This is a genomic window from Priestia sp. YIM B13490 (assembly GCF_042787735.1).
GTDB lineage: Bacteria > Bacillota > Bacilli > Bacillales > Bacillaceae_H > Priestia > Priestia megaterium.
Genome location: NZ_JBHZOT010000005.1, coordinates 256982 through 272411 on the forward strand (window position 1 = coordinate 256982; position 15430 = coordinate 272411).

A 15430-nucleotide genomic window follows, 5' to 3' on the forward strand; every position below is an offset into this window, starting at 1 on the left:
TTTACAAATAAAAGGGTGTGAAAAGATGCAATGAAATGGTATGAATTAGGTGAAAAAGCAATAGTAGAAGTAACAAAAACAGACAGACAGCATGGTCTTACACACAAAGAAGTAAAAGCACGTCAGCAGCAGCAAGGATTTAATGAATTGACTGAAGGAGAGAAAAAACCGGCCATTCTTGTGTTTCTAGAGCAGTTTAAAGATTTTATGGTACTGGTTTTACTAGCTGCCACGCTTATTTCAGGGCTTTTAGGCGAATACATCGATGCGGTTGCTATTATTGCCATTGTAGTAATTAATGGATTTCTAGGTTTTTTTCAAGAAAGAAAAGCTGAGAAATCTCTTCATGCATTAAAAGAGCTTTCTGCTCCTCAAGTAGCAGCTATGCGTGAAGGAAAATGGGTTAAGTTACCATCTAAAGAGCTGGTAGTAGGAGACGTTGTAAAGTTTTCGAGCGGAGACCGTATCGGGGCTGACCTTCGAATTATGGAAGCCAAAAGTCTAGAAATTGAAGAATCAGCGCTTACGGGAGAGTCTTTGCCTGTTGCCAAGCAAATAAAAGCTTTGCCAGGAGATGAAGTGCCGCTTGGAGATCAGGACAATATGGCGTTTATGGGTACGCTTGTGACGCGAGGAAGCGGAACAGGTATCGTTGTAGGGATTGGAATGAAAACAGCGATGGGACAAATTGCTGATTTGCTTCAAAATGCTGAAGCCATGATTACTCCTCTTCAACGGAAGTTAGAGCAATTAGGTAAAATTTTAATCGTTGTAGCTCTTGCACTTACTGTATTAGTTGTCGGGATTGGTGTGCTGCAAGGTCATGATTTATACAGTATGTTCTTAGCGGGAGTTTCCTTAGCTGTTGCTGCCATACCCGAAGGTCTTCCTGCCATCGTAACCGTGGCGCTATCTCTTGGTGTACAGCGCATGATTAAGCAAAGATCCATTGTTCGCAAACTTCCTGCTGTTGAAACACTAGGATGCGCATCAGTCATTTGCTCAGACAAAACGGGCACATTAACGCAAAATAAAATGACGGTTACTCACCTCTGGTCAGGAGGAATGACGTGGAGGGTATCAGGGACAGGGTATGAACCTACGGGCGTATTTTCGCGAGAGGAAAGAGAAGTTGATACACGGAGTGAAAAACCGCTTCAGCAGCTTTTGGTGTTTGGTCTGCTTTGCAATCAAACGTCCATTTCGAGAAAAGATAAAGAATATGTCATCGACGGGGATCCTACTGAAGCGGCTTTGCTTGTGGCCGCGATGAAAGCGGGGCTGACAAAAGAAAACATTCAAAAGCAGTTTACCATTATTGAAGAGTTTCCATTTGATTCAACGCGTAAAATGATGAGTGTAGTCATTGAAGACGCATCTCATAAGCGCTATGTCATAACAAAAGGTGCTCCTGATGTGCTGCTTGTAAACAGCAAAAATATTTTGTGGGAAAGCAGACAACAAACGCTGTCGGTAACGGTTCATAATGAAGTAAAAGGAGCAATTGATCAGTTAGCTAGCCAAGCGCTTCGAACCATTGCGATTGCTTATCGGCCGTTAGGAGACCATGAGAGCGTTCATACAGAGAACGAAGCGGAAAAAGACCTTACTTTCCTCGGGCTTCAAGGAATGATTGATCCGCCAAGACCAGAAGTCAAGCAAGCGGTCAAAGAATGCCGAGACGCAGGAATCAAAACCGTTATGATTACAGGTGACCACGTCATTACAGCACAGGCGATTGCAAAACAGTTAGGCATTTTACCGAAAAACGGTCAAGTCTTGGAAGGAACGGATTTATCCAAAATGACGCAGGAAGAGCTAGAAGAAGTAGTGGATGATGTTTACGTATATGCCAGGGTATCGCCTGAACATAAACTTAAAATTGTTAAAGCTCTTCAAGCAAAAGATCACATTGTAGCTATGACGGGCGACGGCGTAAATGATGCACCGGCTATTAAAGCAGCAGACATAGGCATCGCGATGGGCATCACCGGGACAGACGTAGCAAAAGAAGCGTCTTCACTCGTTTTGCTTGATGATAATTTTGCTACTATTAAATCAGCGATCAAAGAAGGACGAAACATCTATGAAAATATTCGAAAGTTTATTCGTTACTTGCTTGCATCAAATGTAGGAGAAATCTTAGTTATGCTCTTTGCGATGATTTTAGCACTTCCGCTTCCGCTAGTGCCAATTCAAATACTATGGGTAAACTTAGTAACAGACGGTTTGCCTGCGATGGCTCTTGGCTTAGACCAGCCGGAGGACAACGTGATGAAGCGCCATCCAAGGCATCCGCGCGAAGGTATTTTTGCAAGAGGATTAGGGTGGAAAGTAGTCAGCCGCGGATTTTTAATTGGAGCTGCTACACTTGCTGCATTCATGATTGTCTACGACAATGACCCAGATCGTCTGCAGTATGCTCAGACGATTGCATTTGCCACGCTTGTTATGGCACAGCTTATTCACGTATTTGACTGCCGAAGTGAAAAATCAATCTTTGATCGCAATCCATTTCAGAACTTATATCTTGTAGGAGCCGTTATTTCATCTATTATCCTTATGCTGGTGGCTATCTACTATCCGCCCCTGCAGCCTATTTTCCATACAATGGCCATTGCACCGCGGGAATGGCTCGTTATTTTAGGACTTGCAAGTCTTCCAACTTTTTTACTTGCCGGTTCACTTTTAACAAGAAAACCTTCATAAATTGTGCTATACTTTAATACAGGCTGTCCTAAATGAGAAAACTCATGAAGGCAGCCTTTACAGGTTGAATAAAGAAGAGAGATTTCTTTTTTTTGCTAACACTTTCTTTTATGATACTTTTTATGTAAGATGTACATAGTGGATGTGATGATAATGATAAAAAGTATGACTGGTTTTGGCCGCGGAAAAGCGGAAGTGGAAAATCGATCAGTAACAGTCGAAATGAAGTCTGTTAATCATCGTTTTTGTGAAATTGTTATTCGTATGCCAAGACAATTAATTGAAATTGAAGATAAAATAAAAAAAATCGTTCAAACATACATAAAACGTGGTAGAGTAGAAGTATTTGTTACTATTTCAGGTGAAGAAATGGCAAAAAAGAAACTGCAGACGGATTGGCAGCTGCTTGATGAATACATGCATGCGTTGCAGCAAGTAAAAGAAAAGCATGGGCTGTCCCAATCTGTTCAAATTCAAGACATTTTACACATGCCTGAAGTGATGACAACTTATGAAGAAGAAGCTGATCAGACGAGTATTCATGGTGCAATCTTTGAAGCCGTTGAAGCTGCTGTGCATCAGTTAGTGGATATGCGGAAACGAGAGGGATCAGAGCTGTATCACGATTTAATGGGGTACTTACAGGACATTCAAGACATTCGCGAAAAAATTACACAGCTTGCTCCTGAAGTTGCTGAACAATATCGCGAGCGTATTAAAAGAAAGCTGAGCGACTATTTAGAAGGTACTTTCGATGAGCAGCGAGTGCTGACTGAAGTAGCTATTTTTGCTGAAAAAGCAGATATTAGCGAAGAACTTACGCGAATTCAAAGTCATGTTTCACAATTTATTCAAGCGTTAAATACACCTGATTCAGTAGGACGCAAGCTGGATTTTCTTGTTCAAGAGCTGAATCGTGAAATGAATACAATCGGTGCGAAGGCAAACAATGGTACTATTGCTCAGTATGTTATTAGTATGAAAGCACAATTAGAACGCATAAAAGAGCAGGTTCAAAATATTGAATAGCCTTCGTGTAAGATAAAGATTATATTGGTATAGCAGGAGGCTTCTTATGAGCGGTAAATTAGTGAACGTTGGATTTGGAAATTTTATTTCTTCTAATCGTATAATCTCTGTCGTTCATCCTGAATCAGCTCCAATCAAACGCATTATTCAAGATGCAAAAGATCGAGGCTCTTTAATAGATGCAACGCAAGGACGTAAAACACGATCTGTTATTGTTATGGATAGCGATCATGTTATTTTAGCTCCTGTACAGCCAGAAACTGTGTCACAGCGACTTATAAACAAAGAAGAATTATTAGAAGGGTAGGTCACTTGAACCGATGATTGAAAGAGGTTTATTAATTGTTCTTTCCGGACCATCAGGTGTTGGAAAAGGAACGGTACGAAAAGCATTGTTTGAGCAAGAAGACATTAAATTGCAGTATTCTATCTCTGCAACAACAAGAAAGCCCCGCGAAGGTGAAGTAGACGGCGTTGACTATTTCTTCAAACCACGCGAAGAGTTTGAGCGCATGATTGAAAACAAGAAATTATTAGAGTGGGCTGAATACGTAGGTAACTACTACGGTACCCCGGTTGATTATGTAGAACAAACGTTATCTGAAGGAAAAGACGTATTTCTAGAAATTGAAGTGCAAGGTGCTCTTCAAGTGAAAGAAGCATTTCCAGAAGGTTTGTTCATCTTCTTGGCACCGCCGAGTTTATCAGAGCTTAAAAGTCGTATCGTAAACCGCGGTACTGAAACAGAAGATTTAATCAATAACCGTATGCGCGTGGCAAAAGAAGAAATTGAACTTATGGACGCCTACGATTATGTTGTAGAAAATGACAAAGTAGAAAATGCTTGTGCTCGCATCCGTGCTATCGTAACGGCTGAACACTGCCGTCGTGATCGTATTTCTGCGCGCTATAAAAGAATGCTGGAGGTAGAATAAACATGCTTTATCCATCAATTGATTCCCTAATGGAAAAATTAGATTCTAAGTACACGCTTGTGACAGTAGCTGCAAAACGTGCACGTCAATTACAGCTTCACAATGATACGCCGATTGAAAAGCCGGTTTCTTATAAGTTTGTAGGCTGTGCTTTAGAAGAAATTAATGCTGAACAATTAAGCTATAAGCAAGGTGTAGCAGAAGAAGATTCTAAACATCAGTAAGTGAAAAAATAACAACCTACTTTATAGGTTGTTATTTTTTTGATGCTTTTATCTGTGTTCAAGCAGGATAGTGAATGTCTCACTACAAAAATGGTATAATAATTGAATTGAAAAGCTTTAGATAGTTACCCGAGTAAACAAGCGGATGCTGGTTGAGCGGGATAAATAGATGGGGGCATAATGATGAAGGGAAAACGAATTTTATTATGTGTTAGCGGCGGAATCGCCGTATATAAAGCCGCAGCTTTAACAAGTAAATTAGTACAAGCGGGAGCGGAAGTTAAAGTAATGATGACTGCTTCAGCATGCGAGTTCGTAACGCCGCTTACGTTTCAAGCTCTGTCTCGAAACCCAGTTTATACAGATACGTTTGATGAAAAAGATCCATCTGTAATTGCACATATTGATTTAGCAGACTGGCCTGATTTAATTTTAGTAGCTCCTGCTACGGCAAATATGATAGGGAAAATAGCAAATGGTCTTGCAGATGATATGATTTCCACAACGCTGCTGGCTGCTACTGCACCTGTGTGGATTGCACCTGCAATGAATGTTCATATGTACGATCATCCAGCTGTTAAAAAAAATATGAGCACTCTTTCATCATTTGGTTACTCTTTTGTAGAACCTGGAGAAGGGTATTTGGCATGCGGTTATGTAGGAAAAGGTCGTCTTGAAGAGCCAGAAACAATTGTTTCACTAATCGGATCTTATTTTTCACAAGCATCACATACACAAAAGATCCTTGAAGGTGTGAATGTATTGGTTACAGCAGGACCTACGGTAGAACGCATTGATCCCGTCCGATTTTTCACCAATCGATCTACTGGGAAAATGGGCTATGCCCTTGCAGAACAAGCTGCTAAATTAGGCGCATCGGTAACACTTGTAACGGGACCGACGAATTTAGAGTATCCAAAAGGAGTGCAGGTTGTTCAAATTGAAAGTGCGCAGCAGATGCTTGAAGCTGTTATGCAGCGCTATCATGAAGCAGATGTTGTCATTAAATCAGCCGCAGTGGCAGATTACCGACCAAAGCATGTGTTTGATCAAAAGATGAAAAAGCAGCCTGGTGAAGCAGTACTAGAGCTAGAGAGAACAACAGATATTTTACGCACGCTTGGAGAGCGAAAAGAACACCAGCTTTTAGTCGGCTTTGCAGCAGAAACAGAACAAGTGGATGAATATGCACAAAAGAAACTTGCATCTAAAAACTTGGATATGATTGTAGCCAATAACGTGACGACAGAAGGAGCAGGTTTTGGGACGGACACAAATATTGTAACGCTCTATAAGCGAAGCGGAGAGTCTAAAGAACTTCCCATTCTTTCAAAACACGATGTAGCTACCGAGGTGTTAAAAGAAGTGAAGGAAATGTTAGAAGGGCTGAAAAAATGAGTGTAGCTAGTGTAATTGTGGACGTGGCTGCTAAGCAAACAGATCGAGCTTTTGACTACGCTATTCCCGACAAATGGAAAGGAATTATTGTTCCGGGTATGCGAGTTGTCGTTCCGTTTGGTCCTAGAAAAGTTCAAGGGTTTGTGGTGGCTCTTAAAGAAGAGGCTGAAGTTAAGCGCGTTAAACCAATCGCTGACCTGCTTGATTTAACGCCGGTTCTGACTCCCGAACTGTTAGAGATTGGGCACTGGCTAACCGAAAAAACGCTTTGTTTTATGATATCGGCTTTTCAAGTCATGCTGCCTGCGGCGATGAAAGCAAAATATGATAAAGAACTGTCACTCCTTTCAAAAGAGGCATACGAACAGCTTCATGAGCAAGTAAAGCCGTTTTTTCAGTCAAGATCCTCGCTGAAGTGGAGTGAAGTAGAAAAAACAGCCGCTGCTCCTGCTTTTCACCGTGATATTCAAAAAGGTCTAATTGAAGTCGTCTACGTCGTGAAAAACAAAGGAAACAAAAAAACGGCAAAAGGCGTAAAACTGAATCAAAGCCTTGAAGAAATTCACCAGTTTATGAGCGAGTTAAATAAGCAGGCAGAAAAGCAAAAACAAGTGCTGTCTTTTATGCTGAATCGAAATGAAGAAGTAGCCATAAAAGAAATAGCGGAAGATTTGCAGATTACCTCCGCTCCTATAAAAGCGCTGATTAACAAAGGACTCTTAGCGGAAACGGAAATTGAAATATACCGTGATCCTTATCAAGATCGATACTTTACACCATCAAAGCCATTTCAATTGACCGATGAACAAGCTGAGGCAATTGCACCGATTCTGCAGGACATCGAAGAAAATCTTCACGATGTGTTTTTAATGTACGGAGTAACCGGAAGCGGAAAAACAGAAGTGTATCTCCAATCAATTGATCAAGTGCTAAAAAAAGGGAAAGAAGCGATTATGCTTGTTCCGGAGATTTCACTTACCCCTCAGATGGTCAAGCGGTTTAAAGAGCGATTCGGCTCAAAAGTTGCTGTACTTCATAGCGGCTTGTCTACTGGGGAAAAATACGATGAATGGCGAAAAATTCAGCGAAAAGAAGTATCCGTTGTAGTAGGGGCCCGCTCTGCTGTATTTGCTCCATTTGAAAATTTGGGCCTTCTTATTATCGATGAAGAACATGAGACGAGTTATAAACAAGAAGAAAACCCCCGTTATCATGCAAGGGATGTAGCTATTTACCGAGGGCAGCATCATCAGTGTCCAGTCATTTTAGGAAGTGCAACACCAACGCTTGAGTCCTTTGCAAGAGCGCAAAAAGGTGTGTATAAGCTACTGACGTTAAAGCAAAGAATGAATAAGTCATCAATGCCTTCGGTGGATATCGTTGATATGAGAGAAGAGCTTCGCAGCGGCAACCGCTCTATGTTTTCAACTATGCTGTTTGAAAAGATGAAAGACCGTTTGGAAAAAGGGGAGCAAATCGTTTTATTTTTAAATAAAAGAGGTCATTCTTCTTTTGTTATGTGCAGAGACTGCGGTTACGTTCCGACATGTGAGCACTGTGAAATTTCACTAACGTATCACCGCTATCAAAATAAATTAAAATGCCATTATTGCGGACACGAAGAACATGTGCACACTGAGTGCCCAGAATGCCACAGCGAACATATCCGCTTTTTCGGGTCTGGTACACAAAAAGTGGAAGAAGAATTAACAAAAGTGCTGCCCGAGGCTAGAGTTGTTCGAATGGATGTTGATACGACAAGCCGAAAAGGCGCCCATGAAAAGCTCCTGAACAAGTTTGCAAGTGGAGAAGCGCAAATTTTACTAGGGACGCAGATGATTGCGAAAGGACTGGACTTTCCAAACGTCACGCTTGTAGGCGTTTTAACAGCAGATACGATGCTGAATTTACCTGACTTTCGTGCATCTGAAAAAACGTTTCAGCTTTTAACACAAGTAAGCGGAAGAGCAGGACGCCACAAACTTCCAGGAGAAGTAGTGATTCAAACGTACACGCCTGAACACTACAGCATTCAACTTGCGAGTCAGCATGATTACGATTCGTTTTATAAGCACGAGATGGAAATTCGTAAAATGCACAAATATCCCCCTTTCTTTTACTTGGCGCTTGTAACGGTATCTCATGAAAATATTGCAAAAGTGGTGTCTGTTACAGACAAAGTTTCGCAGTATCTGCGTCAGAAACTTTCGCCGCAAACAACGATCTTAGGGCCAGTCGCATCTCCGATTGCTAAGATAAAAGATAGATATCGCTATCAATGCATGTTAAAATACAAGCTGGAACCAAGCCTGATTCCGCTGTTGAAATATATATTAGAACGTTATCAAGCGGAAATGCAGAAGGAAAATTTAACGATCACTATTGATTTGAATCCATACTCGATGATGTAACTAGTCGTCTTGATGGCGTTAAAGAAGAAGCTTTTTGGATATAAATAGAAAGAATAAAGGAGGTGCCTATTTGGCTAAGCTTAAGCTTGTTTACCATCCTAATGAAGTACTTGAACAAGAATGTGAAGTCGTTAAAAACTTTGATAATAAATTAGCGAAATTACTAAACGGCATGTATGATTTAATGCTTGAAGCAGACGGTGTGGGTCTAGCTGCTCCTCAAGTAGGAGTTCTGCAGCAAGTGGCAGTGGTAGACGTGGATGATCGACACGGTAAAATTGAGCTAATTAATCCGGTAATTATTGAGCAACGAGGCGAACAAATCGGTCCAGAAGGCTGCCTAAGTTTTCCGGGCCTTTTTGGTGACGTGGCTCGAGCTGATTATGTGAAAGTACGTGCGCAAAACCGTAAAGGAAAACCTTATTTTATAGAAGCAAAAGGTTTTTTAGCACGAGCAATTCAGCATGAAATTGATCATTTACACGGTGTATTGTTCACGGAAAAAGTGACAAAGTATTACGAAGAGGATGAACTAGAAGGGTAGGTTTTACACGATGAAAGTCGTATTTATGGGAACGCCGGATTTTTCAGTGCCGGTTTTACAAACATTACTTAAAGATGGATATGAAGTGGTCGCAGTGGTTACACAGCCGGACCGACCAAAAGGACGCAAGCGCGTATTAACACCTCCTCCTGTAAAAGTTGAGGCGTTAAAGCATGAAATACCTGTACTGCAGCCAGAAAAGATTCGTTTAGAAGAAGAATATCAGCAAGTGTTAGCGTATGAGCCTGACCTAATTGTAACAGCGGCTTTTGGTCAAATTTTACCAACCCCTATTTTAGAAGCGCCTAAATACGGCTGTATTAACGTGCATGCTTCTCTGTTACCTGAACTGCGCGGAGGCGCGCCGATTCATTATTCAATTCTACAAGGTAAGCCGAAAACTGGTGTTACAATTATGTATATGGTAGAAAAATTAGATGCAGGTGATATCTTAACACAGGTAGAAGTTCCGATTGAAGAACGTGATCACGTTGGCACACTTCATGATAAACTCAGCGCTGCTGGTGCAAAATTGCTTTCAGAAACCATTCCTTCTCTTGTAAAAGGTGAAATTACGCCGGTTAAACAAAACGATGACGAAGCGACATTTGCTTCTAACATTAAGCGTGAACAAGAGAAAATTGATTGGGCCCGTACAGGAGAAGAAATTTATAACCATATCCGCGGCCTTCACCCTTGGCCCGTTGCTTATACAACAGCAGACGGTCAGGTCATGAAAATTTGGTGGGGAGAAAAAGTATCCGCATCAGGCAAACCGGGTACCGTTTTATCACTTGAAGAGGACGGATTTATAGTAGCAACTGGAAATGAAACAGCTATTAAAGTGACGGAACTTCAGCCGTCTGGAAAAAAACGTATGGATGCAGCGCAGTATCTACGAGGTACATCCGTTGAAGTCGGAACAGTATTAGGGGATGTCAATGAGTAAGTACAACGTTCGAGACATAGCTTTAGATATTTTACTAGCTATTGAAAAAAATCAGGCATTCAGCAATCTATTGTTAAATAACAGCATACAAAAACGGGGTATTCAAGGAAAAGATGCAGGACTGTTAACGGAAATTGTGTATGGAACGATTCAAAGACGTGATACGTTAGATTACGGGTTAGCGCCTTTCTTGAAAAATCCAAAAAAGCTTCAGCCTTGGGTGCGAGTGCTGCTTCGTTTATCACTTTACCAAATGGTATATTTAGACCGAGTGCCTGACCGGGCAATCCTTCATGAAGCAGTAGAAATTGCCAAAAAACGGGGTCACAAAGGAATTGCCTCAATGGTAAACGGCGTTTTACGAAATATTCAGCGCAGCGGCACGCCTTCTTTAGAGGAAATACAAAATCCTGTGGAGCGGTTGGCAATTGAAACGAGTCATCCATTGTGGCTTGTAAAACGCTGGGTGGAACAATATGGATTGGACAAAACACGCGGAATCTGTTTAGCTAATTTAATGGCCCCTAAACAAACAATCCGAGTAAACAGTGCACGCTTTACGCAAAATGAAGTAAAAGAAGCGCTAGAAAAAGAAGGTATTGTTGTAGAACCAGGCCATTTTGTAGAAGAAGCGCTAGAAGTTCAAAAAGGAAATGCAGCTCATACACAAGCATTTCGTGAAGGAATGTTTACCGTTCAAGATGAAAGCTCTATGTTAGTGGCTCATGCGCTCGGTGCAGAGACAGAAGAGCTAATTTTAGATAGCTGTGCTGCACCGGGAGGAAAATCAACTCATATTGCAGAGCAGCTTAGAAACAGTGGTAAAGTTATTTCCTTGGACATTCATGACCATAAAGTAAAGCTGATTGCCCAGCAGGCAGAGCGTCTGCATCTTACCAATATTGAGCCGACGGTTCAAGACAGCCGCAAAGCAGGCGAACAGTTTGATAAAGAAATGTTTGACCGCATCTTAGTAGATGCTCCGTGCTCAGGTTTTGGTGTAATGAGACGTAAACCTGATTTGAAATATACAAAAACTGAGCAAGATGTAAAGCAGCTGGCGCGTATTCAACAAGATATTTTAAATGCGGTTGCGCCTTTATTAAAAAAAGGTGGGACCCTTGTATATAGTACATGTACAATTGACCGGGATGAAAATGGGGATGTTGTAGCAGCATTTTTAGCAGATCATGCTGATTTTCAAAAAGATGAAACGCTTGCTGCACGCATGCCGCAAAAGCTTAAACAAAACGTAAAACATGGTGAAATTCAATTGCTGCCAGATGCACAAAGCGATGGGTTTTATATTGCATGTTTACAGAAGAAGGTGTAAAAATGGAAGAAGTAGCTAAAAGAAAAGCAAAAGCAGAAGAAAAAGCGCAAAAACCATCTATTTATTCATTAGAAATGCACGACCTAGAAAATTGGTTAGTGGAACACGGAGATAAGAAGTTCCGTGCTAAACAAATTTTTGACTGGTTATATATTAAACGCGTAACGGACTTTGACGATATGTCAAACTTATCTAAAGGATTACGTGAACAATTAAAAGACAAATTTGCATTAACGACATTAAAAACAGTTGTTCAGCAAACGTCTGGGGACGGCACGATGAAGTTTTTATTCGAACTCCATGACGGTTATACGATTGAAACGGTGCTTATGCGTCATGAATACGGAAATTCTGTCTGTGTAACAACTCAAGTTGGCTGTCGCATCGGCTGTACATTCTGTGCGTCTACTCTTGGAGGTTTAAAGCGTAACTTAGAAGCTGGAGAAATCGTAGCGCAAGTAGTAAAAGTACAAAAAGCGCTAGATGAACAAGGAGAACGCGTGAGCTCTGTCGTAATTATGGGTATTGGGGAGCCATTTGATAACTATGATGAAATGATGCGCTTCTTAAAAACAATTAACAGTGATGATGGATTAAATATTGGTGCACGTCATATCACAGTATCGACAAGTGGAATCATTCCGAAAATCTATAAGTTTGCTGATGAAAAAATGCAAATCAATTTTGCGATTTCACTTCACGCTCCAAACAATGACATCCGCTCACGCTTAATGCCGATTAACCGTGCGTACAAACTTCCTGATTTGATGGAAGCCATTAAATATTATACGGATAAAACGGGAAGACGTATTAGCTTTGAGTATGGTCTATTCGGAGGCGTAAACGATCAAGTAGAGCATGCGGAGGAATTAGCGGATTTAATTAAAGACGTGAAATGCCACGTGAACTTGATTCCGGTAAACTATGTGCCTGAGCGTGATTATGTTCGTACACCGCGTGAACAGATTTTTGCATTTGAACGTACGCTTAAAAAGCGTGGCGTTAACGTGACTATTCGACGTGAGCAAGGTCATGATATCGATGCAGCTTGTGGCCAATTACGTGCGAAGGAGCGTAAAGAAGAGACGAGGTGATTGTATGGCAACTGTCTTCATGACAGACCGAGGGAGAGTTAGACAACACAATGAAGATAACGGAGGGGTATTTTTGAACCAACACAATCAGCTGCTTGCAATTGTGGCTGATGGTATGGGAGGTCATCGAGCTGGCGACGTCGCCAGTGAGATGGCGGTTCAAAAATTGCAAACAGCGTGGGAAGAAGCGGACAAAGTAACGTCTCCTGATGAGGCGACGCAGTGGATTCGTACGCATGTTTCGCAAATTAATCAAGATATTTATCAGTATGCTCAGGAGCATGAAGAGTGTAAAGGGATGGGTACAACAGTTGTACTTGCTTTATGCGCCGATACGTTTTGTGCGATTGGTAATATAGGAGACAGCAGATGCTATATTTCCAATGAATATGGATTTCAACAAGTAACAGAAGATCATTCTCTTGTGAATGAACTCGTAAAAAATGGTCAAATCACAAAAGAAGATGCTGAGCATCATCCACGAAAAAATATCTTATTGCGAGCACTAGGTACCGAAGAAAATGTTAGTTTAGATGTAAAAACAATTGAAGTGGAAAAAGAAGATCGATTATTATTATGTTCAGATGGACTGACAAATAAGGTAACGGAACAAAAGCTGAACGAAACGTTATCAACAAGTTCATCACTTCACGAAAAGGGTACGAGCCTGATTCAATTAGCAAATGAGCTTGGTGGAGAAGACAATATTACACTTGCAATTGTGGACTTTACATCTGAAAGTGGGTGAGAGTGTTGCTAATAGGTAGACGGCTAAACGACCGTTATAAGGTATTGCAAGTAATTGGTGGAGGCGGAATGGCAAACGTCTATTTAGGTCGCGACATGATTTTGGATCGTGATGTGGCAATTAAAGTGCTTCGTTTAGACTTTGCAAGTGACGATGCGTTTATAAAGCGTTTCCATCGAGAAGCACAATCTGCTACGAGTATTGCTCATCCTAATATTGTCAGTATTTATGATGTTGGAGAAGAAGAAGATATTTACTATATCATCATGGAATATGTACCGGGTATGACATTAAAGCAATACATTCTGCAAGAATCACCACTATCTCTTGATAAAGCCATACATATTATGACGCAGATTACATCAGCTATTGCCCATGCTCATCAGTACGGAATTATTCACCGGGATATTAAGCCTCAAAATATTTTAATTGATCATGATGATACCATTAAAGTTACTGACTTCGGCATTGCCGTAGCACTAAGTTCTACAACCATTACGCATACTAATTCTGTTTTGGGCTCTGTTCATTATTTATCTCCTGAACAGGCAAGGGGAGGGCTTGCGAATAAGCGTTCTGATATTTATTCGCTTGGCATCGTCCTATTTGAATTGCTAACGGGTCGAGTCCCTTTTTCTGGGGAATCGGCTGTGTCAATTGCATTAAAACATTTACAGACAGAAACACCTTCTCCTAAAAGATGGAATCCATCTATCCCTCAAAGCGTGGAGAATGTTGTATTAAAAGCAACAACTAAAGATCCATTTTACCGATACAGTTCCGTCGAAGAACTCGAAGCGGATTTACAGTCTGCTGTTCATCCAAATCGTTATAATGAACAAAGGTTTACGGTGCCTGATGATGAAGAAGTGACAAAAGCCATTCCAGTTATTAAGGAGGATTTTGTTGAATCCGAAGAAACGCACGTGCCTGTGAGAAAACCGCCTCACTTAGAGCGCGAAGAACAAGAGGAAGAAGAGTTAAAGCCGAAGAAAAAAAAGAAGAAAAAGAAAAAAGGCAAAAGCAAGCTGATTGTAACGCTTGTTTTAATTTTTTTGCTGCTGGCAGCTGCTAGCGTAGCCGCCGTTACATTTATTCCGGCTTTGTTACTGCCAAAAGACGTAAAGGTTCCTGATTTACATAATCAAGATTATGAATCAGCAGTAACCGATTTAGTTTCTTTAGGCTTTAAAGTGAAGAATCCTAAAGATATATCTGATAATGAGGTGGAAGAAGGCGACGTGGTTAAAACGATGCCAGAAGCGGGAGATGTTATCAAAGAAGGATCTAATGTCATTATTTATCGAAGTACAGGAAAGAAAAAAGAAGCATTTAACCGGTACATTGGAAGAAGCTTTACGGAAGTAAAAAGTCTGTTAGAAAAGCAGAATTATAAAGATATCCAATCCATCGAAGTTGAAAGCACAGAACCAAAAGGCAATATTACAGATCAGACCCCTAAAGAAACCGAACAAGTCGTGCCGGAGGATACAACGGTTACGCTATGGGTAAGTAAGGGGCCGCCGAAGATTACATTAAAAGATTTCTCGGGCTGGACGGAAAAAAGCGTAAAAGATTATGCATCAGATGAAGATATTGAAGTGGATGTAAAAACAGCGTATTCCGACACTGTTGAAAAAGGTCTTGTGATGTCTCAAAAGCCTGCAGCGGAGCAGAGTATCGAGCAAGGTGATAAGCTCACCATTACAGTCTCAATGGGCAAGGAGCCAAAAGCTCCTCAAACGGTGTCAGTGGACGTGACTATTCCGTATAAAGAAGAAACTGACACCGAAGCAAGCACGGAACAAGGCGACGCAACGGAAACAGGCGATGCCACCGGAACAGAAGAGGAAAAGCCAAAGCCGCAAAAAGTACAAATTTATATCGAAGATGCAGATAACGATATGTCCGTTCCTGCTAAAGAACTAACGATTACTGAAACAACAAAAGAATCGTTCGATGTTTTAGTTGATGAAAATGAAAAAGCGTCTTATAAAATTGTCCGAGACGGGGAAGTTATTGAAGAAAAAGACGTTGAATATCCAGAGTGATAGGA

The 15430-nt window shown here is 41.0% G+C and carries 13 protein-coding genes; all 13 read left to right on the plus strand.

Annotated features, from left to right (window positions below):
• Nucleotides 1-30 precede the first annotated feature (30 nt).
• The 13 genes from ACFX4R_RS17605 to pknB all read left to right on the plus strand — a co-directional run bounded on the left by ACFX4R_RS17605 (nt 31) and on the right by pknB (nt 15425).
• Nucleotides 31-2709, plus strand: coding sequence for a calcium-translocating P-type ATPase, SERCA-type (locus ACFX4R_RS17605; protein ID WP_043976440.1), 2679 nt, complete (start codon nt 31-33; stop codon nt 2707-2709).
• A 153-nt stretch (nt 2710-2862) separates the two neighbouring features.
• On the plus strand, nt 2863-3738 hold the full coding sequence (locus tag ACFX4R_RS17610) for a YicC/YloC family endoribonuclease (RefSeq protein ID WP_016765431.1): 876 nt from the start codon (nt 2863-2865) through the stop codon (nt 3736-3738).
• A 46-nt stretch (nt 3739-3784) separates the two neighbouring features.
• On the plus strand, nt 3785-4045 hold the full coding sequence (locus ACFX4R_RS17615; RefSeq protein ID WP_013084831.1) for a DUF370 domain-containing protein: 261 nt from the start codon (nt 3785-3787) through the stop codon (nt 4043-4045).
• A 13-nt stretch (nt 4046-4058) separates the two neighbouring features.
• On the plus strand, nt 4059-4673 hold the full coding sequence (gmk, locus tag ACFX4R_RS17620) for a guanylate kinase (RefSeq protein ID WP_013058927.1): 615 nt from the start codon (nt 4059-4061) through the stop codon (nt 4671-4673).
• A gap of 2 nt (nt 4674-4675) precedes the next feature.
• A complete protein-coding gene (rpoZ, locus tag ACFX4R_RS17625; protein ID WP_013058926.1) occupies nt 4676-4897 on the plus strand; it encodes a DNA-directed RNA polymerase subunit omega in 222 nt (73 codons plus the stop codon).
• Nucleotides 4898-5077: 180 nt separating this feature from the next.
• A complete protein-coding gene (coaBC, locus tag ACFX4R_RS17630) occupies nt 5078-6295 on the plus strand; it encodes a bifunctional phosphopantothenoylcysteine decarboxylase/phosphopantothenate--cysteine ligase CoaBC (RefSeq protein WP_013058925.1) in 1218 nt (405 codons plus the stop codon).
• Nucleotides 6292-8706 (plus strand): primosomal protein N', encoded by a 2415-nt coding sequence (gene priA / locus ACFX4R_RS17635; protein WP_377569997.1) that lies wholly within the window; start codon nt 6292-6294, stop codon nt 8704-8706. The genes coaBC and priA overlap by 4 nt, the downstream gene beginning before the upstream one ends.
• 70 nt (nt 8707-8776) lie before the next feature.
• Nucleotides 8777-9250 (plus strand): peptide deformylase, encoded by a 474-nt coding sequence (def, locus tag ACFX4R_RS17640; RefSeq protein WP_013084828.1) that lies wholly within the window; start codon nt 8777-8779, stop codon nt 9248-9250.
• Between the two features lie 10 nt (nt 9251-9260).
• A complete protein-coding gene (gene fmt / locus ACFX4R_RS17645; protein WP_043976445.1) occupies nt 9261-10199 on the plus strand; it encodes a methionyl-tRNA formyltransferase in 939 nt (312 codons plus the stop codon).
• Nucleotides 10192-11532, plus strand: a complete 1341-nt coding sequence (rsmB, locus tag ACFX4R_RS17650) for a 16S rRNA (cytosine(967)-C(5))-methyltransferase RsmB (RefSeq protein ID WP_162214918.1) — start codon at nt 10192-10194, stop codon at nt 11530-11532. The genes fmt and rsmB overlap by 8 nt, the downstream gene beginning before the upstream one ends.
• A 2-nt stretch (nt 11533-11534) precedes the next feature.
• A complete protein-coding gene (gene rlmN / locus ACFX4R_RS17655; protein WP_028410787.1) occupies nt 11535-12626 on the plus strand; it encodes a dual-specificity RNA methyltransferase RlmN in 1092 nt (363 codons plus the stop codon).
• Nucleotides 12627-12630: 4 nt separating this feature from the next.
• A complete protein-coding gene (locus ACFX4R_RS17660; RefSeq protein ID WP_013084825.1) occupies nt 12631-13374 on the plus strand; it encodes a Stp1/IreP family PP2C-type Ser/Thr phosphatase in 744 nt (247 codons plus the stop codon).
• A 5-nt stretch (nt 13375-13379) separates the two neighbouring features.
• Nucleotides 13380-15425, plus strand: a complete 2046-nt coding sequence (gene pknB / locus ACFX4R_RS17665; protein ID WP_028410789.1) for a Stk1 family PASTA domain-containing Ser/Thr kinase — start codon at nt 13380-13382, stop codon at nt 15423-15425.
• Nucleotides 15426-15430: the final 5 nt, after the last annotated feature.

Excerpts from the sequence above, each read along its gene's own strand:
- rpoZ (WP_013058926.1), top strand. The coding sequence starts at position 4,676 with ATGCTTTATCCATCAATTGATTCCCTAATGGAAAAATTAGATTCTAAG.
- priA (WP_377569997.1), top strand. The coding sequence starts at position 6,292 with ATGAGTGTAGCTAGTGTAATTGTGGACGTGGCTGCTAAGCAAACAGAT.
- rsmB (WP_162214918.1), top strand. The coding sequence starts at position 10,192 with ATGAGTAAGTACAACGTTCGAGACATAGCTTTAGATATTTTACTAGCT.
- ACFX4R_RS17615 (WP_013084831.1), top strand. The coding sequence starts at position 3,785 with ATGAGCGGTAAATTAGTGAACGTTGGATTTGGAAATTTTATTTCTTCT.
- rlmN (WP_028410787.1), top strand. The coding sequence starts at position 11,535 with ATGGAAGAAGTAGCTAAAAGAAAAGCAAAAGCAGAAGAAAAAGCGCAA.
- fmt (WP_043976445.1), top strand. The coding sequence starts at position 9,261 with ATGAAAGTCGTATTTATGGGAACGCCGGATTTTTCAGTGCCGGTTTTA.
- ACFX4R_RS17660 (WP_013084825.1), top strand. The coding sequence starts at position 12,631 with ATGGCAACTGTCTTCATGACAGACCGAGGGAGAGTTAGACAACACAAT.
- ACFX4R_RS17605 (WP_043976440.1), top strand. The coding sequence starts at position 31 with ATGAAATGGTATGAATTAGGTGAAAAAGCAATAGTAGAAGTAACAAAA.
- ACFX4R_RS17610 (WP_016765431.1), top strand. The coding sequence starts at position 2,863 with ATGATAAAAAGTATGACTGGTTTTGGCCGCGGAAAAGCGGAAGTGGAA.
- gmk (WP_013058927.1), top strand. The coding sequence starts at position 4,059 with ATGATTGAAAGAGGTTTATTAATTGTTCTTTCCGGACCATCAGGTGTT.
- coaBC (WP_013058925.1), top strand. The coding sequence starts at position 5,078 with ATGATGAAGGGAAAACGAATTTTATTATGTGTTAGCGGCGGAATCGCC.